Origin of the sequence: Azotobacter vinelandii CA, from assembly GCF_000380335.1 — a bacterium.
GTDB lineage: Bacteria > Pseudomonadota > Gammaproteobacteria > Pseudomonadales > Pseudomonadaceae > Azotobacter > Azotobacter vinelandii.
Genome location: NC_021149.1, coordinates 3,454,982 through 3,475,557, shown reverse-complemented (window position 1 = coordinate 3,475,557; position 20,576 = coordinate 3,454,982). Strand labels below are relative to the sequence as shown.

Sequence of the window (20,576 nt, the reverse complement as noted above, 5' to 3'; positions counted from 1 at the left end):
ACGTAGCCACGACAGTCTCATCATCGAATGGGCAATCATGGGTAGCAAGCTGAACAGCCGTCTCGACCAAGTCTGTGCATCGTCCATGCGATGGCTCGATCTGGAGGTCATCCAGGTACGTCAGGCGGTACTGACGGCACTGCGGACCCATACCTGCTCCGAAGCGCACCGGCGCCTGCTGGAGATCCTCCTGCTGGATGCCGTCGACAGGCTGCAAGTGTGTCACCTGGCCTTGCGTGTGCCACTTCTGGTGGCCGATGGCGTGCGGAACGGGATCGCCGACGCAACGCGGCAACTGACCGCGGCCCTGACGATTCTGGAGGCGGGAATCTACACGCTCGATCACATCATGGATCGAGAGGTCGAGGGCCCCGTCGCGGAGCTTCCTCCCGGACAGATCCTGCTCGGCGCCACCAGCATGATCTCGCATGTGCCGTACCAGATCCTGTCCCACCTCCGCGGCGCCGAGGCGTCTTCGGTCGCCATGCTCGCCCGGTTCTCCGACGGGCTCGCCCGGATCGCCGCCGGCCAGCTCGCCGATATCGCCGCCACTACCGGGCAGGCCGTCGCTCGTGAAGGCATCGAGGAGGTGGTGCGAATGAAGACGGGCGAGCGCCGTGCGCTCTATGCGGCTCTGGCGGCGCAGCACGCCGGAGCGACCCCGGAGCAGGTCGAGGCCTATGCCGCCTATGGGCGAGCCCTGGGTATCGCGCGGCAGCTCCGATCGGATCTGCAGGATCTGTTCGGGCCTCGCCCCAGTCGTGATCTGAGCAGCGGCACCGCGACCCTGCCGATTGCCTTGCTCCTTGAAAGGACAGACGGTTCCGCCCGGGAGGAGATACAGGATCTCCTTCGCCAAGCGATGCATAACACCAGCGTGCACGCGAGCATACGGGCGCATCTGCGGTCCTTCGGCGTTCTGCGCGATGTCGTCAAGATGATCGAGGCGAATTGTCGGCGTGCCTTGGCGCAGATCGAAGCGTTATGTCCCTCTCAACGGTCTGCGATGCATCTGCGCGAATTCGTGCTGCGGACATCGGTGCTGGCACCATGAAGAAACCATCGCCGGTTCGCGAAGTCACCATCGTCGGTGCCGGGCAGGCAGGGTTGGTCCTCGCCATCGGGCTGCGCGGGCTGGGGCACCGGGTCCGTTTGATCCTCGATCGCCCGGCCGCGGTTATCGCCGCTGGCCGGATTCTGTCGGGGCAGTGCGTTTTCGCTCCGGCCCTGGCGGCGGAGCGAGAGCTTGGCCTGGATCTCTGGAGCGCTGCGAGTCCGCGAATCGGCGCCATTCATGTCGCAAGCCGTTCGATGCCGCCGGATCGCGTCACGCGGCAGAGCTTCGTCGGGACGCTCCGGGCGCCAGCGGAATCGGTCGACCAACGCATCAAGTTTCCGGCCCTGATAGATGTGTTCATCCGAATGGGGGGCTGCCTCGAGATCATGGAGGCCGACATGGCCTGTCTCGAGCGCTATGCCCTGGAAAGCGAGTTGCTCGTCGTGGCGGTCGGCAAGGGAAGGTTGGCCTCGCTCTTTCCCGTTGATCCCATGCGATCGCCGTTCAGCGCACCGGCGCGGACTCTGGCGATGGTCTATTTGCGCGGAGCGATGCCGCCGCACCATGTGGGCTGTGTTTCTTCCACTGCCGTCGCCGGCGCAGGCACCGTGATGCACTTTCCGGCTCTCACCCATGGCGGACCCTGTGAAGTGCTTCTGTTCGAGGCAATGACGGGAGGTCCGTTGGACATCGGATGCAAAGGCCTCGCCGCGCGGGAGCTGCTCGCAGCCATGCGGATTGCCCTGGCGAAGTGCTTGCCCGAGGAAGGCGAGCGGATAGCGGATGCGTATGTCACGGACCCTGGCGCGAGCTTGTCCGGCAGTATCGTTCCGACGGTAAGACATGGCGTGGCTCGTCTTCCATCCGGTCGCGCCGTGCTGGGGCTTGGCGACGCGGTGGTGCTGAACGACCCGCTCGTCGGCCAGGGGGCGAACAACGCCATCCGAATGGCGATGGTCTGCCTTCGGGCCATCGCGGAACACGAGGGGCCTTTCGACGACGTCTGGCTGGCGGCATGCGCCTCGCGCGCCTGGCAGGAGGTCAGTGCCGCGACGATCTGGACGAACATGGCCCTTCGTCCCCCGTCGGTACAGGCCGCCGCCCTGATGCGGCGCGCGACGCTGGAACAAGCGATAGCGGATCGTGTGGCGCAGGGCTTCGAGGACCCGGCCTCACTGCTGCCTCTCTTGCTCGGGCTCGAACGGGCATGACCGCCTCGAAGAACGACGACGGACTCCTCCTGGGGGTGCCGATCAGGGATCCCGACGCCGAACTGCACTGGCGCCAGGACGGAGACCGACGCAAGGCTATCGTCAAGCAGCGCAGGCATCGCAAGTATTTCGCGCTTTCCGCTGCGTACGCCAAGATTTGGACGCTCTGCGACGGCCGCAGAAGCGTGTCGGACATTGCCGAGCAAGTCGTGCACCTCGGCGGTCCGCGGGATGTCCAAGTCATCGCCGACATCATCCGGCACATGGCCGCAACGGGAATGCTACGGCTGTCCACGGCGGCGCCAGTGACAGACCGGGTCGAACCCGAGAGAGGCATCGCCGCGACCTGTCGCCGCATCCTGACCTATCGAGTCGATATCGAAGGTGTCGATTCGTTTGCGGACTCGCTGTACCGACTCGTTGGCCGCCGGGCCTTCCATGGCCCCGCGAAGTTCCTCCTGGCAGGCATTCTGTTCGCCGGCCTTGCCGTTTTTCTCCATGCTTGGTCATCGGGACGGAGCATGGCGGTTCCCACCAATGCCTCGCTCTGGCTTCTGCCTCCCTTCGTCCTGACCTGCATGATTCTGCATGAGGCCGCCCATGCGCTGGCGGTGAAGCATTTCGGGCGGGAGGTGATCGCGATCGGGCTGGGCTGGTTCTGGGTCGGACCGTTTTTCTTCGTCGATACGTCCGACATGTGGTTGGCGGGACGGCGGGAGCGAATCCTGGTCAGTCTCGCCGGGCCGATCGCCGACCTCGTCATCGCTGGGCTGCTGGCGCTCGCCTCACTGCTTCTGCCGCCCCAACTGGCATCCCTGGTTCTCTTCGGCGCCGCCATCCGGTATTTGACCGTCCTCCTCTGCCTGACGCCCTTCCTCGAATACGACGGCTACTACGCGCTTTGCGATCTGTTGAATCGCCCCAACCTGCGCCGCGATGCCTTCTCCTGGCTATTCGACGAGTTCCGTCCAACGCTCGTGGCCCTGGCGACAGCGGCCACGCATCGACGCACGGAACTCTTCTATGCGCTTGGATCGCTGCTCTACCTCGTCTTCCTGGTCACGATGAACGCCTTCGCCAACCACGCCTTTTTCGCTTCGCTCTTTCGCGAAGACCGGCAGGCCTGGTTCGTCGGACCTCTGGTGTGGGTCATCACGCTCTCGCTGCTCGCCTTCTTCCTCGCAGGCTTGATGAGCGATCTGTCACAGTTGCGCCGCCCGGCTCGACGGGCGTACTGAAGGAGTCCGCATGTCCGTCATGTTCTCATCGTCTCCGCCCGCCGCAGCCGAGCCCGGCGCTTCGGAGGCGCTCATCGCCTTCCTCGACCTGGCATCGGCGATCGATGCGGTTCGGTCCGCAAAGGCATGCGGCTTCGAGATGTTACGCATGCAGGCCGGCGAGCACCTCTTGGATATAGGCTGCGGACCCGGTACGGATGCGCTGGCGCTGGCGAAGCAGGCCGCTCTCCTCGGTGGCCGGGTAACGGGCGTCGATTTGAATCCGGCGATGATCGCGGCGGCGAACAGGCGCGCCGCTGGCCTGCGCCTGCCGCTGGTCTTTCTGCAGGCGGATATCCACGCCTTGCCATTCGGCGATGCGCACTTCGATGCCGTGCGCATCGACCGTGTGCTGCACTTCCTGAGCGACCCACGAAAGGCGCTGATGGAGGCAATGCGCGTGACGGTACCGGGCGGTCGCATCGTCGTCACGGAACCGGATTGGAGCACACTCGAAGTCAGCGGCGGCCTGTCCGACCTGACCGCAACGGTTCTCCGCGCGGGCATTTCGCGGGATGGCGCTGCATGCATTGGCGCAAGACTGGATCGGCTCCTCATGGAATGTGGGCTGCAGCTCATGGCCCATCGGCAGACGCAACTGAGCCTCGGCGACTTTCGGAGCGCCGTCGTGCTTTTCGGGCTCGAGGGGGTGGCCAGAACTGCCGTACAGGCGGGGGCTCTCGGGCCGCGCGACGCGGCGCGCTGGCTGCGCTCGCTGCAGCAGGCGGGAGAACGGGACGAGTTGAACGTGACTCTCAAAGGCGCCATTGCGAGTGGCCTTCGGCTGGCCGGGTGAGACGGATGCCGCAGGGCGGGATAAGCGACCGGCCCGACGACAAGCGCACGGCTTCGAACACGGGGCCGAACCGGAAAATCCGTATGCCCGATCCGAAAAGGGAAACCATGACGTAAACAAGCATACGGACCTTGCCGGGACTCATCTCTTGCGCCCGTCGCAGCGACGATCCTCGAGCGGCTCTGCGCCGCCCGGAACGTTTTTCCGGCATCGAGAGCGAGGCCTCGGGTGTAGCATCGGGCCGGCGCCGAACCCGGTTCGCGACGCCACTGGAGTGTGTCCCGTGACCCGCCGGCAGGCGGGGGAGGAGAGGGGGACGCGATGCCCGGCCGAGGGCGATGATGGCCCCGGGCTGCGATCGATCGGCACACTTATCGCATATTGACAGCATGTTCGAAGCTGTTGCACATGCCTCGACGAATCCTTATGGTAGCGCTGTCATCGCCATTCCAATCCATCCCTTTCCTCGTATCGCCGCCGTGACCTCGTCGACCAAGCCCCGCCGCACACGCGCCACCCCGGTACAAGGCAAGCGCGTGACCCTCAAGGAAGTAGCCGATGCCGCCGGGGTCGGCGAAATCACCGCCTCGCGCGCGCTGCGCACGCCGGACATGGTTTCGCCACGCCTGCGCAAGCGCGTGCTGGCCGCCGTCGAACGGCTGGGTTATGTCGCCAACCGGGTCGCCAGCGGATTGGCTTCCGGTTCCAGCCGGGTGGTGCCGGTGCTGATCCCGACCCTCGCCCACACGGTCTACGTACCTTTCCTGCGCGGCGTGCACGATGAGCTCGACCGGCACGGCCATGAAGTGCTGCTGGCCACTACCGAATACGACCAGGACAGCGAGGCGCGGCTGGTCTCGACCCTGCTCGGCTGGTTTCCGGCCGGACTGCTGCTGGCCGGTGTGGATCACCTGCCGGCCACGCGTCTGCGCCTGCAACAGGCGGCCGCGGCGGGAATGCCGGTGGTGGAGTTCATGGACCTGGCCGAGGAGCCGATCGACATGAACGTCGGCTTCTCGCACCGCGCCGTGGGCGCCGCCGTCGCGGCGCATTTCGCCGAGCGCGGCTACCGCCACATCGCCTACGCCGGCACCCTGGCCGCGCGCGACCGGCGCAGCGCGCGGCGTGCCGAAGGCTTCCGCGTCGAACTCGCCGCGCGCGGCCTGCCCGACCATTACGAACTATGCAGCGAGGAACCGTTCTCGATCGGCCTGGGCGGAAGCCTGCTGGCGCAGTTGCTGGAGCGCTACCCGCAGGTGCAGGCGGTGTTCTTCGCCAACGACGATCTGGCCGCCGGCGCGCTGTTCGAGGCCCAACGGCGAGGCCTGCGGGTGCCGGAGGAGATCGCGCTGATGGGCTTCAACGACACCGAGATCGCCGCCGCGGTGCGGCCGGCGATCTCCTCCGTGGCGGTGGACCGCCATGGCATGGGCCGGCGCGCCGCCGCGCTGTTACTGGAGCGGCTGGCCGGCCGGGAACCGCCGCAGCGGGTGATCGACACCGGATTCGAAATAGTCGCGCGTGCCAGCACCGGCACCTTGCCGCAGACGCCATGAGCTTCCGTCCTCGCCTCGTTCCAGCAGCCTGCCGGCCGGCCACCGGGGCCTTGACGCTTCGGCGTGCGGCCATCGGCCGGCCCGTCGGCATCCGCGTCAGCGCTTTACATCCGTACCCGATCCTCGAACGGCCGCCCGGCCTCCACGGCGACCGATACCCGTACCGAGCGGTGCGCGCGCCCAGCGTCGGCGCCCGGCTCCATGCCTCTGATTTCCCCCAAGGAGACTTTCCATGTCCAACGAACTGCGTGTCGTCGCCATCATCCAGGCCGCTCCCGGCAAGGAGCGGGCCGTGGCCGAGGCCATCGCCGCCTGCGTGGCGCCCAGCCGCGCCGAACCGGGCTGTCGCGAATACGTTCCTCACCGCGACCTGCAGCAGCCGGGCCGCTTCGTCTTCGTCGAGCGCTGGAGCGACCGCGCCGCGCTGGCGGCGCACGAACAGACCGCGCATTTCCAGACCCTGGCCAAGGCGCTGACACCGCTGATCGAAGGTGAATTGCAGGTCCTGCTGCTGGAAGAACTGGCCTGACCCGCCCCCGTCCTTGCACATTTTCACTGCGTCGCACCCTCCACCCAGACTCGAGGAGCCCACGATGAACACACGCCGCCATTTCCTTGCCAGCGCCGCCGTCGCGCTGGCTGCCGCGCCCCTGCTGGCACAGTCCGCCACCGGTCCGGGCAGCGTTCTGCCCACGCAAGGCAGAATCGATCCGCGTCCTCTACCGGGCAACGCCCCCCGCGTTGGCGGACGCTACCGTCCCCCCATCCGCCTGGGTCTGGGCGGCGTGGCGATCGGCAACGGCTTCGCCCCGAGCAGCGACCAGCAGAGCGAGCAGACCCTGGAGGCTGCCTGGGCCGCCGGCGTGCGCTACTTCGACACCTCGCCCTGGTACGGCCTGGGCCTGAGCGAACGCCGCTTCGGTCATTTCCTGCACAATCGCGCGCCGGACGAATACGTACTCTCCACCAAGGTCGGGCGCGTGCTCAGCGCCACCCGCACCCCGCCGAAGACGATGTGGCACGCGCCTTCGCCGTTCGCCTACCGTTACGACTACTCGGCCGCCGGCGTGCGCCGCTCGGTGGAGGACAGCCTGCAGCGGCTAGGCGTTTCGCAGCTCGACATCGTGTTCGTGCACGACCTGGCGCCGAGCAACGGCGATATCGGCGAGCGCTGGCCGGAATACTTCGAGCAGGCCGCCAAGGGGGCTTTCCCGGAACTGACCAGACTGCGCGAGGAGGGCCTGATCAAGGCCTGGGGCATGGGCGTGAACGATCCGGAGCCGGCGCTGCGCTGCGTGGCCGAGGCCGACCCGGACATCTTCCTGCTGGCTTGCCAGTATTCGCTGCTGGATCACCAGCGCGCCCTGCACGAGACCTTCCCGAAGCTGGCCGAGCGCGGCATCTCGGTGGTGGTCGGCTCGCCGCTGCTGGCCGGCTACCTCGCCGGACGCGACCGCTACCTCTACGCCAGCAGCGTGCCGGACTGGGCACCGGCCAAGCGCACCAGCGTGCAGGCGGTGTGCGACCGCCACGGCGTGGACCTGCGCACCGCCGCGCTGCAGTTCGCCAACGCGCCGGAGGTGGTGTCGGCGATCATCCCCGGCGCGCGCACGCCCGAGCAGGTGCGCGCCAATGCCGAATCGTTGTCGGTGAAGATTCCGGCCGACTTCTGGGCCGAACTCAAGCGACTCGGGCTCATCGATGAACAGGCGCCGCTGCCTGCGGCCTGAACCGGCTCCGCCGGGCGCGTGCCTCGCTCCACGCCCCGGCGGTTCCCGCCCGCATCCGGGAGACCTGCCATGCGACTCTCCTCCTTGGCTTCAGTCGTTCCGGGGCGTGGCATGAGTCCGCTCGTCCGTTCCATCCCGCCCCGTACCCTGTCCGGCATTTCCGCCATCGATCCCCGGTACCGGGCGAAACACAGGAGGCAACCATCATGAAGGTAGGTTTCATCGGCCTGGGCCGCATGGGCTCCGGCATGGCCGCCAACCTGCTCAAGGCCGGCCACACCGTCACCGTCCACAACCGGACGCTGGAGAGGGCCGAGGCGCTGGTACGGGCCGGGGCCGGGCTGGCGACCGACGTGGCTCACGCCTGTCGTGACGCCGACGCCGTGTTCTCCATGCTGGCCAACGACGAAGCCGTGCGCGAAGTGGTATTCGGCGAGGGCGGCGTCCTCGCGGCATTGCCCGAGGGAGCCGTCCATGTCTCGTCGAGCACCATCGGCGTGGCCCTGGCCGGAGAGCTGCAGGCCGCGCACGGCGAAGCTGGCCAGGGCTACGTCTCGGCGCCGGTGTTCGGCCGCCCGGACGCGGCCGCGGCCGGCAAGCTGTTCGTGGTCGCCGCCGGCGCCGACGACGCCGTCGCCAAGGTCGCTCCGCTGCTCGAGGCGATCGGCCAGAAGACTTTCGGCGTTTCCGCGACACCACAGGCCGCCAATCTGGTCAAGCTCAGCGGCAACTTCCTGATCGCCTCGGTGATCGAATCCCTCGGCGAGGCGATGGCGCTGGCCGAAAAGGGCGGTATCGATCGCCACCAGTACCTGGACATCCTCACTTCCACGCTGTTCGGCGCACCGATCTACAAGACCTACGGCGCGCTGATCGCCGAGCGGAAATTCCAGCCGGCGGGGTTTGCCGCGTCGTTGGGCCAGAAGGACATCCGGCTGGTGCTGGCCGCCGCCGAGGCGCTGCAGGTGCCGTTGCCACTGGCCAGTCTGCTGCGCGACCGCTTCCTGTCGCTGCTGGCCCACGGCGGCGAGGAGTTGGACTGGTCGGCCATCGGCGATCTGCCCGGACGCGACGCCGGTCTGGATACCGTCACCTCCGCCGGCTCGCCCGGCTTCCTGTCCACTACTCGGGAGAATGCCGGATGAGTCCCCTCGACAGACGACGCTTCAACGCCCTGCTCGCCGGCCTCGCCGCCACTGGAGCCCTGCCGCCCGCGCGCGGGACGACCCCGGCCGAGCCGGAGACGCTGCTGCTCGAGCGCAACGACTGGATGCCGAACAATCCGCGCCTGCCGGTGCTGCTCTATCGCGGCGCCATCCCGGCGTCCGGCCACGATCCGGCGGCGGCCTTCGAGGCCGCCTTCGACCGCAACGGCTGGCCCTCGGCCTGGCGCAACGGCGTCTATTCCTTCCACCACTACCATTCCACCGCCCACGAGGTGCTCGGCTTCGCCCGTGGCAGCGCGCGGCTCCTGCTCGGCGGGCCGGGCGGGCGCGAAGTCGTGGTCGGCGCCGGCGATGTCGCCCTGCTGCCGGTCGGCACCGGCCATTGCCGCCTGGAAGCGAGCGCGGATTTCCTGGTCGTGGGCGCCTATCCGCCGGGCCAGGGTCCCGACCTGTGCCGGGAAGCGCCCACGGCGCGAATGCTCGCGCATATGGAGAGCCTGCCGTTTCCCGGAACCGACCCGGTCTCCGGCGCGGCCACGCCGCTGGCCAGCCACTGGAAGGCCGGATGAGGACACAGCCCCGGGCGGACGGCGCATGGCGAAGCGATCCGCCGCCGCTTGGCCGCGATGCGGGCTCCGCCTTGGCGGCACGCCATGGTTTCATCCCTGCGCTTCGAGTGCCTGCCGGTTCCGACGGGCTTCGCGTCGTTCGACGAAAGCCCGTACCAGCACGAAGAATACCGGGGTCAACAGCAGGCCGAAGAGCGTCACGCCGATCATCCCGGAGAACACTGCCACCCCCATGGCATGGCGCATCTCGGCGCCGGCCCCGGAGGACAGCACCAGCGGCACCACGCCCATGATGAAGGCGATGGAGGTCATCAGGATCGGCCGCAGGCGCAGGCGGCAGGCCTCCAGCACGGCGGCGATGCGGTCCAGGCCCTCCGCCTGCCGATCCTTGGCGAACTCGACGATGAGGATGGCGTTCTTGCAGGCCAGCCCCACCAGCACGATCAGGCCGATCTGGGTGAAGACGTTGTTGTCTCCGCCCGCGATCCTGACGCCGACGATGGCCGACAGCAGGGTCATGGGCACGATCAGGATCACCGCCAGCGGCAGGCCCCAGCTCTCGTACTGGGCGGCCAGGACCAGGAACGCCAGCAGCACGCAGAGCGGGAACACGAAGATGGCGGTGTTGCCGGCGAGGATCTGCTGGTAGGTCAGCTCGGTCCACTCGAAGGTCATGCCGCCCGGCAGTTCCTCGCGCAGCAGCCGCTCCATCGCCGCCTCGGCCTGGCCGGAGCTGTAGCCGGGGGCGGCGGCGCCGTTGATCTCGGCGGTGAGGAAGCCGTTGTAGTGCATCACTCGATCGGGACCGGCGCTGCCTTCGATCCTGACGAAGGTCGACAGCGGCACCATCTCGCCACGGTTGTTGCGCACCTTGAGCTGGCCGATCTGTGCCGGTTCCAGGCGAAACCGCTGCTCGGCCTGGACATTGACTTGATAGGTACGGCCGAAGCGGTTGAAGTCGTTGGCGTACAGCGATCCCAGATACACCTGCAGGGTGTCGAAAATGTCGCTGATGGCCACGCCGTGGGTCTTGGCCTTTTCCCGGTCGATGTCGGCGTCGACCTGCGGCACGTTCACCTGGTAGCTGGTGAACAGGCCGGCCAGCTCCGGCACCGTGCGGCTCTTGGCGATGACGTTCTGCACCTGCCGATACAGCTCCTCGTAGCCGAGGCCGCCACGGTCCTGGACCTGCACGCGGAAGCCGCCGATGGTGCCGAGGCCCTGCACCGGCGGCGGCGGGAAGATGGCGATGTAGGCGTCCTGGATCTCGGCGAACCGGCGGTTCAGCTCGGCGGCGATGGCATCCGCCGACAGCGACGGGTCCTGGCGTTCCTCGAAGGACTTGAGGGGGGTGAAGACGATGCCGCTGTTCGGGCTGTTGGTGAAGCCGTTGATCGACAGGCCGGGGAAGGCCACGGTGTCGGCTACCCCCGGATGCCGGCCGGCGATCTCCGACATGCGCTGGATCACCGCATCGGTGCGGTCGAGGGTGGCGGCGTCCGGCAACTGGGCGAAGGCGACCAGGTACTGCTTGTCCTGCGGCGGTACGAAGCCTGTCGGGGTGCTGGAGAAGCCCAGCCAGGTCAGGCCCATCAGCCCGCCGTAGACCAGCAGGGCGATGGCACTGCCGCGCAGCACGTGGCGCACGGTAGCGACATAGCCGTGGCTGGCGCGCTCGAACAGGCGGTTGAAGGGCCCGAACAGCCAGCCGCCGAGCAGCCTGTCGAGCACCCGGGAGAAACGGTCCTTGGGCGCGTGGTGGTCCTTGAGCAGCACGGCGGCCAGGGCCGGCGACAGGGTCAGCGAATTGAATGCCGAGATCACCGTGGAGATGGCGATGGTCAGGGCGAACTGCTGGTAGAACTGTCCGGTCAGGCCGGAGATGAACGCCGTCGGCACGAACACCGCGCAAAGCACCAGGGCCGTGGCGACGATGGGGCCGGTCACCTCCTGCATGGCCTGGCGGGTCGCCTCCAGGGGCGGCTTGCCGAGGGCGATGTTGCGCTCGACGTTCTCCACCACCACGATCGCGTCGTCCACCACGATGCCGATGGCCAGCACCAGGCCGAACAGCGACAGGGCGTTGAGCGAGAAGCCGAACAGGTGCATCACCGCGAAGGTACCGATCAGCGACACCGGTACCGCCGCCAGGGGAATGATCGAGGCGCGCCAGGTCTGCAGGAACAGGATCACCACCAGCACCACCAGGACGATCGCCTCGAACAGGGTGTGCACCACCGCCTCGATGGAGCCGCGCACGAACACGGTCGGGTCGTAGACGATGGAGTAGTCGACGCCCTGCGGAAAGCTCTGCTTCAGCTCGGCCATGCGCGCGCGCACCGCGTCGGAGATATCGATGGCGTTGGAGCCGGGGCGCTGGAAGACCGGCATGGCCACGGCCGGCCGGTTGTTCAGTTGCGAGCGCAGGGCGTACTGGCTGGAGCCCAGTTCGATGCGGGCGATGTCCTTCAGGCGGGTGATCTCACCGTCCTCACCTGCACGGACGATGATGTTTTCGAACTCCTCCTCGCTGACCAGGCGGCCCTGGGTGTTGATCGACAGCTGGAAGCCGGTGTCGCCCGGTGCCGGCGGTGCGCCGAGGGAGCCGGCGGCGACCTGGCGGTTCTGCTCGCGGATGGCGTCGACCACGTCCATGGCGGTGAGGCCGCGCGAGGCCACCCGGTGCGGATCGAGCCAGACGCGCAGGGAGTAGTTGCCGAGGCCGAACAGTTGCACGTCGCCCACGCCGTCGAGACGCGCCAGCTCGTCCTTGACGTTGAGCGTGGCGTAGTTGGACAGGTAGAGCATGTCGTAGCGTTCGTCCGGCGAGGTCAGGTGAACCACCATGGTCAGGTCCGGCGAGGCCTTGTCGACGGTCACGCCGAGGCGCTGCACTTCGGTGGGCAGGGTCGGCATGGTGCGGGTCACGCGGTTCTGCACCTGCACCTGGGCGTTGTCCAGATCGGTGCCGAGGGCGAAGGTGATGGTCAGGGTCAACTTGCCGTCGGAGGTGGCCTGGGACGACATGTAGAGCATTCCCTCGACGCCGACGATGGCCTGTTCCAGCGGCGAGGCGACCGTTTCACCGATCACCTTGGGGTTGGCGCCCGGGAAGTTGGCGCGCACCACCACGGTGGGCGGCACCACTTCCGGGTATTCGCTGATCGGCAACTGGAACAGTGCGATGGCGCCGCCGATCAGGGTCAGCAGCGAGAGCACGGCGGCGAAGATCGGCCGGTGGATGAAGAATTGCGAGAAGTTCATGGGCGCCCGTCCTCGACCGCGCTCGCGCGACTCGCCACGCGGGATGCGGCATCGCCTTCCAGCGCCCGACGCTGGCGGGCCAGGGCGGCAAGGGTATCGGCATCGGCCATGGGCACGTCCTGCGCTTCCACGGCGCTGCCGGGCAGGGCGCGCTGCAGGCCGTTGACCACGATCCGCTCGCCCTTGGCCAGGCCCTGGCGGACGATGCGCAGGCTCTCCAGCTTCGGTCCCAGCTCGACGCTGCGGTAACTCAGGGTGTTGTCCGCGCCGAGGACCAGGACGAATTTCTTGCCCAGGTCGGTGCCGATCGCGGTGTCCTGGATCAGGGTGGCGGCGTAGGTGTCGCTACCGACCAGCCGGATGCGTGCATACAGACCGGGCGTGAAGCGGCCATCGGCATTGTCGAGCACCGCGCGGCCGCGGATGGTGCCGGTGCGCGGATTGACCTGGTTGTCGAGAAAGTCCAGTCGGCCCAGGTACGGATGGCCATTCTCGCCGGTCAGGCCGAGGTACACCGGTGCGGCGGCGCGGGTATCGCCGCCGTTGCGCCGGGCCCGCTCGGCGTATTTGAGGAAGATGCGCTCGTCGGCATCGAAATAGGCGTAGACACGATCGGTGGATACCACCGTGGTCAGCAGGGCCTGGCCGGCGTTGACCAGGTTGCCGGCGGTGATCTCGGCGCGGCCGACGCGGCCGTCGATGGGCGAGACGACACGGGTGAAGCCGAGGTCCAGGCGGGCATTGTCCAACTGTGCCTGGATCGCGGCGAGCGCCGCGCGAGCCTCCTGGGCGGCGCTGGCCCGGGCATCGGCCAGTTCGGTGGAGATGGCCTTGCTGGCACGCAGGCGCTCGCCGCGCTGGGCCTCCTTGGCGGCGCGGGCAAGGCCGGTGCGGGCCTGCTGCAGTTCGGCCTCCAGGCGCTTGACCTCGGCCTCGAAGGGGCGCGGGTCGATCTGGAACAGCAGTTCGCCTTTCTTCACCAGGCCGCCTTCGACGAAGGCCACCCGGTCGATGTAGCCGGACACCCGCGGGCGGACCTCCACCGACTCCGGCGCCTCGAGGCGTCCCGAGAGTTCGTCCCATTCGTTGATCGGCTGTTCGATGACTTCCGCGACGCTGACCTTGACTGGCGGCGCCGACGGGGCGGTTTCCGGGGCTTTGCGGCAAGCGTTCAGGGTCAAAAGGGCGGTGATGGCCAGAGCGAGATGCCGGGGCCGGGATAGGAACGGTTCCATGTATGACTCCGCCGGTCGTATGTATGAGTGCGCGGAGTCTGGGATGCGTGTCCGGCGGCGACGAATCGAATGTCGCGAAGTTGATTATCAGTCGGAGTGATGGGGCGGGTCTGTCCGGACCAGACTGTCGGGATCGCCGCAGAACATCTGGATGCGCGAGCGCAGCCAGCGCTCGGCCGGGTCGTTGTCCTGGGCGCCGCGCCAGACCATGTGCAACTCGAAGGCGGGCGTCGCCAGGGGCAGCGCCTCGGCGCGCAGGCCGCCGACGGCGGTCAGGGCCGCGGCGGTGTAGTCGGGCACGCTGGCGACGATGTCGGTGCCGGCGAGCAGAGTGCCCAGGCCGTTGAACTGGGGAACGGCCAGCACCACGCGGCGCGTGCGGCCCAGTTTGGCCAGTTCGTCGTCGATGAAACCGCAGAGGTCGCCGGCGAAGGACACCAGCGCATGGGGCCGTGCGCAGTAGTCGTCCAGGCTCAGCGCGCCGGGGATGGCATCGGCCCGCAGCAGGCGCGGCATGCTCCGGCGCAGCACCCGGCGCTTGGCATTGGCCGGCAGCGCCTCGGTGTAGCCGACACCCACCGAGATTTCGCCCGAGGCCAGTAACTGCGGCATCAGCAGATAGTTGGCGCGGCGCACGACCAGGGTGATGTCCGGTGCCTCGGCGCGCAGGCGGCGCAACAGTGGCGGCAGCAGGGCGAACTCCACGTCGTCGGAGAGACCGAGGCGGAACACCGCCGTGCTGGTCGCCGGGGCGAAGTCGGCCGCCCGGCTGACGGCAGTGGAGATCGAGTCGAGGGCGGGGGAGAGCAGGGCGAAGATTTCCAGCGCCCGGGTAGTCGGCTCCATGTTGCGGCCGGTGCGGACGAAGAGCGGATCGTCGAACAGGTTGCGCAGGCGGGCCAGGGCCGCGCTGATCGCCGGTTGGCCGAGAAAGAGCTTCTCCGCCGTGCGGGTCACGCTGCGCTCGTGCATCAGCGTCTCGAAGACGATCAACAGGTTCAGATCGAGGCGGCGCAGATCGTTACGGTTCATTCGTTTCGTCCGTTGGCTGGGGCAAAGGTGCAGGCCGGGCCGCTACACGTCAAGGGCAGGGCCCGTCGGCACGGGAGGGCCGCGAATCAGCGGCGTGCATGTCGACTATCGAAGGGGGTTAGGTGGAGTTGCCTGGCCAGCCCGGCTAGAGTCGGGGAGGATGACTTCGAGATGAGGTAGGCGATGTCCCGCATGATCCGTTTCCACGCGTTCGGCGATGCCGACGTGCTGCGTCTGGAGGAGCTGCCGACCCCGCGGCCGGGACCGGGCGAAGTGCTGGTGCAGGTGGAGGCGCTGGGTCTTGGCTGGCAGGACGTGCTGTGGCGGCAGAACCTCGCGCCGGAACGGGCGCGACTGCCGGCCGGCCTGGGTTACGAACTGGCCGGGCGCGTGGCGGCGATGGGCGAGGATGTCGCCGATCTGGCGCCGGGCATGCCGGTCGCCAGTTTCCCGGCACACTCGCCGAACCGCTATCCGGCCTGTGGCGACCTGGTACTGATGCCGCGTGCCAGCCTGGCGGTCTATCCCGAGGTACTCTCGGCGCGAGAGGCGGCGGTGCACTACACACCTTACCTCTATGCCTACTTCGCCCTGGTCGGCCTGGCCCGGCTGCGCCCCGGCCAAAGGCTGCTGGTCACCGAGGCCGGACACTGCCTGGCGCCGCAGGCAGTGCAACTGGCCAAGGCCCTGGGGGCCGAAGTGATCGCCGCCACCAGTCAGCCCGCGAGCCGGGAATTCATCCGCCGGATGGGGGCCGACAAGGTCATCGTCACCGAGGAGCAGGATCTGGTGCTGGAAGTGCAGCGCCATACCCGCGGCGCGGGTGTCGAGGTGGTGCTGGACCAGTGCGGCGGGCCGCAGATGAAGCTGCTCGGCGATCTGGCCGCGCTGCGCGGCAAGCTGATTCTCTATGGGCTCAATGGCGGCAACGATGCGAGCTTCCCGGCCTGCGCGGCTTTCCAGAAGCATCTGCAGTTCTTCCGCCACTGCATCCTGGATTTCACCGGCCATTCCGAACTGGGCATAGAGCCCGACCGCGAGGCCGTCCGGGCGGCACTGCAGCGGATCGACGAACTGACCATGCAGGGATTGCTGCGCCCGCCCATCGACCGGGTGTTCGCCTTCGAGGATTTCGTCGCGGCGAACCGCTATCTGGAAAGCGATCCCGATCGTGGGCGTGTGGTGCTCGAGTTGCCGGCCGGCTGATGCGTGCCCGCCAGGGCACATCCTGTCGGCGCGGATGGCCGTGGCACGACGGGACTGTCACGCTTCTACCTGCGCTTCGGCTTCGAGGTCGTGAACAGCGGTCGCCGAGGAGGTCCGGGAAGAGGGGTGGGAAAATACTGGCGCAAGGAGCGCCATATCTGGTGTGCTTGCAAGGGACGCCGCTGACTGTCTATCGATATGCATCTGGATTTTTTCACGCTCTACATCGTCATTGTCCTCGTCTCTTTTGCGCTCTCCGCCATCTGGGCGGCGATCGCCTGGCGCCATCGATCGTTTTTCGCCGCACGCATCTGGTTCGCCGCCTGTTCGCTGACCGCGTCGGGCGGCGTGATTCTTCCTTTTCAGCACCTGAGCGCAGTACTGAACCGCCCCGGGAATCCCGGGCGGTTCGGTTAATGACGGTCGTCGTCTTCCGGCCGGAAAACATCATTACGCTGTCACACGCGGCTGACACCCTTGGCGCGCATTTCGCCAACACTGCGCTGTCATCCGGTCCGGGAGAAAACATGAACCTGCAGTCCAAGGCCTTAACGGCCAGCATTGCCCTCGCTCTGTGCACCCCTCAGTCACACGCCGCCGACTCCAACGCCGTCCCGACCAGCGCCGAGGGATGGTTCGCCGCCGGCCGTGCCGCGGTGGAAGCCTCCAAGCGCGTCGTCCCCAACCACTCGCGCGCCAAGAACGTGATCCTTTTCGTCGGCGACGGCATGGGTATCTCCACCATCACCGCCGCCCGCATCCTGGAAGGCCAGATGCGCAACGTCGACGGCGAGTTCAACCGCCTGAGTTTCGAGACACTCGACCACATGGGCACCTCGGTCACCGCCAGCGCCAACCAGCAGACCTCCGACTCGGCGCCGACCGCTACCGCCATGGTCACCGGCATCAAGACCAACGATGGGGCGATCTCGGTCGACCAGACCATCGACCGCAACGAGCCGAACGCCGAGGTCACCCGCGCCAAGAGCGTCGAGACCATCCTCGAACAGGCCGAGGAGCGCGGCATGGCCACCGGTATCGTCACCACGGCCCGTCTCACCCACGCCACCCCGGCGGTGAACTACGCCCATATCGGCAACCGGGACTGGGAAGCCGACAGCAACCTGCCGGCCGGCGCCACCGTTGCCGACATCGCTCGCCAGTTGCTCGAATTCCCTTATGGCGACGGTCTCGAAGTAGCGCTCGGCGGCGGTCGCAGCTACTTCATGCCCGGCACCGTGGCCGACCCGGAGTACCCGAGCCAGAAGGGGCGCCGCCAGGACGGCCGCGACCTGACCGCGGAGTGGCTCGCCAAGTATCCGCAGTCCGCCTATGTCTGGAACAAGGCCGACTTCGACGCGGTGAACCCGCAGCAAACCAGGCACCTGCTCGGCCTCTTCGAGCGTTCGCACATGCGCTACGAAGCCGACCGCAAGGACGACACCGCGGGCGAACCCTCGCTCGCCGAGATGACCGAAAAGGCGATCAAGCTCCTGCAGCAGAACAAGTCGGGCTTCTACCTGATGGTCGAAGCCGGTCGCATCGACCATGCCCACCACGCCGGCAACGCCTATCGCGCGCTGACCGATACCGTGGCGCTGTCCGAGGCAGTGGAAGTGGCGAAGAGGCTGACCAACGACCAGGATACCCTGATCGTCGTCACCGCCGACCACAGCCATACCTTCACCATTGCCGGCTACCCCTCGCGCGGCAACCCCATCCTGGGCAAGACCGCGATCGACGGCGTGCCCACCACCGACGCCCTCGGCCTGACCTACACGACCCTGTCCTACGCCAACGGCCCGGGCTGGACCGGTGGCCTCCAGCGCAAGGAGTTCAACCCGGAAAACGAAACCGCGGTGGAGGCTCCCTACCAGGGCACGGCGCTGCGTCCCGATCTCGCATCGGTGGACACGAGCGCGCCCGGCTATATGCAGGAGGCTACCGTGCCGATGGGCTCGGAAACCCACGGTGGCGAGGATGTGGCGATCTACGCCAACGGCCCGAGCGCCTATCTCTTCCGTGGCCCGCAGGAGCAGAACGTGATCTACCACGTGATGGCGGACGCCCTCGGCCTGGATAAGAAGCGCGAGCACGGCGGCAGGCGCGGCCAGGACAGCGGGCACGACCAGGACAAAAACCACGGGCACAACGGCGGCCCCGGCCCCCGCTGAGCACCGCGTCCGAACGGGACGGCCGGCGTCTTCGCGACGACGGCCGTCATCGAACCGGGAGGCACGGGTATCGAGCCTCCCTTCAGCCTTTTCCGAACGCCTCGAGTCTCGCCACACACATGAAACCGAAATCCGCCTTTTTCCTCCTGTTCGCCGGCTCGCTGCTGCTGCCGCTCGCGGGGCACGCGCATGAGCCCGGCGGCGAATCGCAGACCCCGAGCCTCACGGCCGATACGGCGGCCGCCAGCGTCTGCGCCGACGACTGCAATGTGCCGGCGCTGGACCTGACCGAACCGCTGCCCGAACTGGCCGCCAGCTACGTCACCAGCCGCGCCGTCGAAGCCGACAGCCACAGCCACGACCATCCGCCAGCGGGCGAAGCCGAGTGGCGCTTCTTCCGCGAAAACGACCGCGTCGACCTCGAAAACCTCGGGGCGCGCACCGGAGAGCGCTGGCAGCGCGACGGCCGGACGCAGTTCTTTTTCAAGGTCTTCCATGAAGACCGCCGCAGCATCGAATACCGCATGGACGATCTGAAAATGATCGACGCGGCGCTGTCCTGGCAGCAGCATACGCTGCTGATCGATCCGCAGGTGCTGCAAGGCCTGGCGTTGCAGGAGGCCGGCTGGCGCGACGGTTATCCCTACCGCCGCTACAGTGGCATGGCCGGCGGCGAAAAGCTGGACGTGCTGTGGCGGGTGGACCTCAAGTTGCCGGTGGTCCTGGAGCGCGAACGCGCCGGCTACCGCGAGCGCACGGTGTTGAAGGCGGTGCATCCGCTGGCGGACTCGCCCTGGCCCCGCCCGGACCAGTCCGGCTACGAAGTCATCGATTTCGCGGACATCGGCGACCGCGAGCGCGACCCCTTCGTGATGCGGATACAGGCGCAACTGCCCGGCGTCAGCGCGCATCGCCACTGACGGTAATCACGGCTCCCCCATGGTTGTCCCGGCCTGGAACAGGCCTGTCGCAGACGCCCGCCGCCCATAGAGGGCGGCAAGGGGCGGACTCCTGGCGTATTCGGCCCGCCAGGGCCGACTCACCTTCTTCCCCGTCCTGAAAGGGGAGGCTTGCCGCGCACCGGGTCGACCGGGCTTTCGCGGCCCGGCACTGGCGGCAGGCCAGTAATTGGGCTGCAATCCAGAAATCGCTAACGTGAACGCTGGCGCCATCGTCCGGGGACATCCGCTCGGGGCTTCGGGCTGCCGCGTGCCGGTCGTGCCGCCATACGAAAACGAGAACAGGAGTTCCTCCATGAGCGCATCCCCCATCGTTATCCTCGGCGCTGGTCTGATGGGCATCGGCATCGCCACCCACCTGGCCCGCCACGGCCATGCCGTCCTGCTGCGCGATCCGGCGGCGGAGCGGCTCGCCGAGGTTCCCGTCATGGCCGGGAGCATCCTCGCGGAACTGGCCGACGCCGGGCGCTTCGAGCGCGCGCAAACGGACGCGACCCTGGCGCGGCTCGCCGTCAGCCCGCGGCTCGCGGACGTGGCCGATGCGCGGCTGCTGATCGAGGCGATTCCCGAGCGGCTCGAGCTCAAGCGGGCGCTGTATGCCGAACTGGAGGCGCTGGTCGGTACCGGGACGGTCATCGCCAGCAACACCAGCGGCCTGCCGCCGGACGCCCTGGCCGAGGGCATGCGCCATCCCGAGCGGCTGCTGATCGCGCATTTCTGGAATCCGCCACACCTGATTCCGCTGGTGGAGATCGTCCCGGGCAGCGCCACCCGCGCCGAGCACCTCGAAGCTGTCCGCACGCTGCTGGCGGGGATGGAGCTGGAGGCCGTGGTGCTCGACAAGGCCATCCCCGGGTTCATCGGCAACCGCCTGCAGTTCGCCGTGCTGCGCGAGGCGCTGCACATCGTGCGGAGCGGCGCCGCCAGCGCGGAAACCGTCGACCGGGTGATGCGCGCTTCGCTCGGCCGTCGCTACGCCATGGTCGGTCCGCTGGAGGCGGCCGACATGGGCGGTCTGGACACTTTCCTGGATATCTCCCGCCACCTCATGCCGACCCTGGCCGACGACGAGAGCGTGCTGGCCCTTCTCGAGGCGAGGGTCGGCGAGGGCCATACCGGCCTGCGCAGCGGCGAGGGCTTCTACCGCTGGGACGAGGCCCGCCGCGCGCGGGTTCTGCAGCGGCGCGCCCACCAGTTGCGCCATGCCCTGAAGCCCTGAGCGGCAACGCCGGGGGACGCTCCGCTGCCGGGACTGGCGCGGCAGCGGCGAATGTGAGAAACCTGGCGTGGCCAATGGGGAAAGCGGCCGGTGCCGGCTGCCGAAGAACAACAACGACCGACAAG

General features: G+C 67.9%; 17 protein-coding genes. 14 read left to right on the top strand and 3 right to left on the bottom strand.

What is annotated here, in order from left to right:
* Positions 1-37: 37 nt before the first annotated feature.
* From AVCA_RS15410 to AVCA_RS15365, 9 genes are all read left to right on the top strand, one after another.
* Positions 38-1,054, top strand: a complete 1,017-nt coding sequence (locus tag AVCA_RS15410) for a polyprenyl synthetase family protein (RefSeq protein ID WP_236616195.1) — start codon at positions 38-40, stop codon at positions 1,052-1,054.
* Positions 1,051-2,268 carry a styrene monooxygenase/indole monooxygenase family protein gene (locus tag AVCA_RS15405; RefSeq protein ID WP_012701928.1) on the top strand — a complete coding sequence of 406 codons (1,218 nt, stop codon included), beginning with the start codon at positions 1,051-1,053 and terminating at the stop codon, positions 2,266-2,268. The genes AVCA_RS15410 and AVCA_RS15405 overlap by 4 nt, the downstream gene beginning before the upstream one ends.
* Positions 2,265-3,506 carry a PqqD family protein gene (locus AVCA_RS26860; RefSeq protein ID WP_231876232.1) on the top strand — a complete coding sequence of 414 codons (1,242 nt, stop codon included), beginning with the start codon at positions 2,265-2,267 and terminating at the stop codon, positions 3,504-3,506. Before AVCA_RS15405 ends, AVCA_RS26860 begins: the two co-directional genes overlap by 4 nt.
* A gap of 10 nt (positions 3,507-3,516) precedes the next feature.
* Positions 3,517-4,341, top strand: a complete 825-nt coding sequence (locus tag AVCA_RS25215; RefSeq protein WP_081434899.1) for a methyltransferase domain-containing protein — start codon at positions 3,517-3,519, stop codon at positions 4,339-4,341.
* Between the two features lie 479 nt (positions 4,342-4,820).
* Positions 4,821-5,897, top strand: coding sequence for a LacI family DNA-binding transcriptional regulator (locus AVCA_RS15385; RefSeq protein WP_231876233.1), 1,077 nt, complete (start codon positions 4,821-4,823; stop codon positions 5,895-5,897).
* A gap of 232 nt (positions 5,898-6,129) precedes the next feature.
* Positions 6,130-6,426, top strand: a complete 297-nt coding sequence (locus AVCA_RS15380) for a putative quinol monooxygenase (RefSeq protein ID WP_012701921.1) — start codon at positions 6,130-6,132, stop codon at positions 6,424-6,426.
* A gap of 64 nt (positions 6,427-6,490) precedes the next feature.
* A complete protein-coding gene (locus tag AVCA_RS15375; RefSeq protein WP_012701920.1) occupies positions 6,491-7,627 on the top strand; it encodes an aldo/keto reductase in 1,137 nt (378 codons plus the stop codon).
* Positions 7,624-8,772, top strand: coding sequence for an NAD(P)-dependent oxidoreductase (locus tag AVCA_RS15370; protein WP_330218076.1), 1,149 nt, complete (start codon positions 7,624-7,626; stop codon positions 8,770-8,772). Before AVCA_RS15375 ends, AVCA_RS15370 begins: the two co-directional genes overlap by 4 nt.
* Entirely contained in the window at positions 8,769-9,362 is a 594-nt protein-coding gene (locus AVCA_RS15365; RefSeq protein ID WP_012701918.1) for a cupin, read from the top strand. Before AVCA_RS15370 ends, AVCA_RS15365 begins: the two co-directional genes overlap by 4 nt.
* 90 nt (positions 9,363-9,452) lie before the next feature.
* On the opposite strand, the gene AVCA_RS15360 is transcribed toward AVCA_RS15365, so the two are convergent.
* From AVCA_RS15360 to AVCA_RS15350, 3 genes are all read right to left on the bottom strand, one after another.
* The gene (locus AVCA_RS15360; RefSeq protein ID WP_012701917.1) at positions 9,453-12,626 is read right to left on the bottom strand and encodes an efflux RND transporter permease subunit; all 3,174 of its coding nucleotides are present in this window, start codon (positions 12,624-12,626) and stop codon (positions 9,453-9,455) included.
* Positions 12,623-13,861, bottom strand: coding sequence for an efflux RND transporter periplasmic adaptor subunit (locus AVCA_RS15355; protein ID WP_012701916.1), 1,239 nt, complete (start codon positions 13,859-13,861; stop codon positions 12,623-12,625). The genes AVCA_RS15360 and AVCA_RS15355 overlap by 4 nt, the downstream gene beginning before the upstream one ends.
* A gap of 87 nt (positions 13,862-13,948) precedes the next feature.
* Positions 13,949-14,893, bottom strand: a complete 945-nt coding sequence (locus tag AVCA_RS15350) for a LysR family transcriptional regulator (protein WP_012701915.1) — start codon at positions 14,891-14,893, stop codon at positions 13,949-13,951.
* 183 nt (positions 14,894-15,076) lie between these two features.
* Here AVCA_RS15350 and AVCA_RS15345 point away from each other — a divergent pair, with 183 nt between their 5' ends.
* From AVCA_RS15345 to AVCA_RS15325, 5 genes are all read left to right on the top strand, one after another.
* The gene (locus AVCA_RS15345) at positions 15,077-16,099 is read left to right on the top strand and encodes a zinc-dependent alcohol dehydrogenase family protein (protein ID WP_012701914.1); all 1,023 of its coding nucleotides are present in this window, start codon (positions 15,077-15,079) and stop codon (positions 16,097-16,099) included.
* A gap of 198 nt (positions 16,100-16,297) precedes the next feature.
* A complete protein-coding gene (locus tag AVCA_RS15340) occupies positions 16,298-16,516 on the top strand; it encodes a hypothetical protein (RefSeq protein WP_012701913.1) in 219 nt (72 codons plus the stop codon).
* Between the two features lie 110 nt (positions 16,517-16,626).
* Positions 16,627-18,273 (top strand): alkaline phosphatase, encoded by a 1,647-nt coding sequence (locus tag AVCA_RS15335; protein ID WP_012701912.1) that lies wholly within the window; start codon positions 16,627-16,629, stop codon positions 18,271-18,273.
* A gap of 119 nt (positions 18,274-18,392) precedes the next feature.
* Entirely contained in the window at positions 18,393-19,193 is an 801-nt protein-coding gene (locus AVCA_RS15330; RefSeq protein ID WP_012701911.1) for a hypothetical protein, read from the top strand.
* Between the two features lie 334 nt (positions 19,194-19,527).
* Positions 19,528-20,451 carry a 3-hydroxyacyl-CoA dehydrogenase family protein gene (locus tag AVCA_RS15325; RefSeq protein ID WP_041807306.1) on the top strand — a complete coding sequence of 308 codons (924 nt, stop codon included), beginning with the start codon at positions 19,528-19,530 and terminating at the stop codon, positions 20,449-20,451.
* Positions 20,452-20,576: the final 125 nt, after the last annotated feature.

Excerpts from the sequence above, each read along its gene's own strand:
- AVCA_RS15410 (WP_236616195.1), top strand. The coding sequence starts at position 38 with ATGGGTAGCAAGCTGAACAGCCGTCTCGACCAAGTCTGTGCATCGTCC.
- AVCA_RS15405 (WP_012701928.1), top strand. The coding sequence starts at position 1,051 with ATGAAGAAACCATCGCCGGTTCGCGAAGTCACCATCGTCGGTGCCGGG.
- AVCA_RS26860 (WP_231876232.1), top strand. The coding sequence starts at position 2,265 with ATGACCGCCTCGAAGAACGACGACGGACTCCTCCTGGGGGTGCCGATC.
- AVCA_RS25215 (WP_081434899.1), top strand. The coding sequence starts at position 3,517 with ATGTCCGTCATGTTCTCATCGTCTCCGCCCGCCGCAGCCGAGCCCGGC.
- AVCA_RS15380 (WP_012701921.1), top strand. The coding sequence starts at position 6,130 with ATGTCCAACGAACTGCGTGTCGTCGCCATCATCCAGGCCGCTCCCGGC.
- AVCA_RS15375 (WP_012701920.1), top strand. The coding sequence starts at position 6,491 with ATGAACACACGCCGCCATTTCCTTGCCAGCGCCGCCGTCGCGCTGGCT.
- AVCA_RS15365 (WP_012701918.1), top strand. The coding sequence starts at position 8,769 with ATGAGTCCCCTCGACAGACGACGCTTCAACGCCCTGCTCGCCGGCCTC.
- AVCA_RS15360 (WP_012701917.1), bottom strand. The coding sequence starts at position 12,626 with ATGAACTTCTCGCAATTCTTCATCCACCGGCCGATCTTCGCCGCCGTG.
- AVCA_RS15355 (WP_012701916.1), bottom strand. The coding sequence starts at position 13,861 with ATGGAACCGTTCCTATCCCGGCCCCGGCATCTCGCTCTGGCCATCACC.
- AVCA_RS15350 (WP_012701915.1), bottom strand. The coding sequence starts at position 14,893 with ATGAACCGTAACGATCTGCGCCGCCTCGATCTGAACCTGTTGATCGTC.
- AVCA_RS15345 (WP_012701914.1), top strand. The coding sequence starts at position 15,077 with ATGTCCCGCATGATCCGTTTCCACGCGTTCGGCGATGCCGACGTGCTG.
- AVCA_RS15340 (WP_012701913.1), top strand. The coding sequence starts at position 16,298 with ATGCATCTGGATTTTTTCACGCTCTACATCGTCATTGTCCTCGTCTCT.
- AVCA_RS15335 (WP_012701912.1), top strand. The coding sequence starts at position 16,627 with ATGAACCTGCAGTCCAAGGCCTTAACGGCCAGCATTGCCCTCGCTCTG.
- AVCA_RS15330 (WP_012701911.1), top strand. The coding sequence starts at position 18,393 with ATGAAACCGAAATCCGCCTTTTTCCTCCTGTTCGCCGGCTCGCTGCTG.
- AVCA_RS15325 (WP_041807306.1), top strand. The coding sequence starts at position 19,528 with ATGAGCGCATCCCCCATCGTTATCCTCGGCGCTGGTCTGATGGGCATC.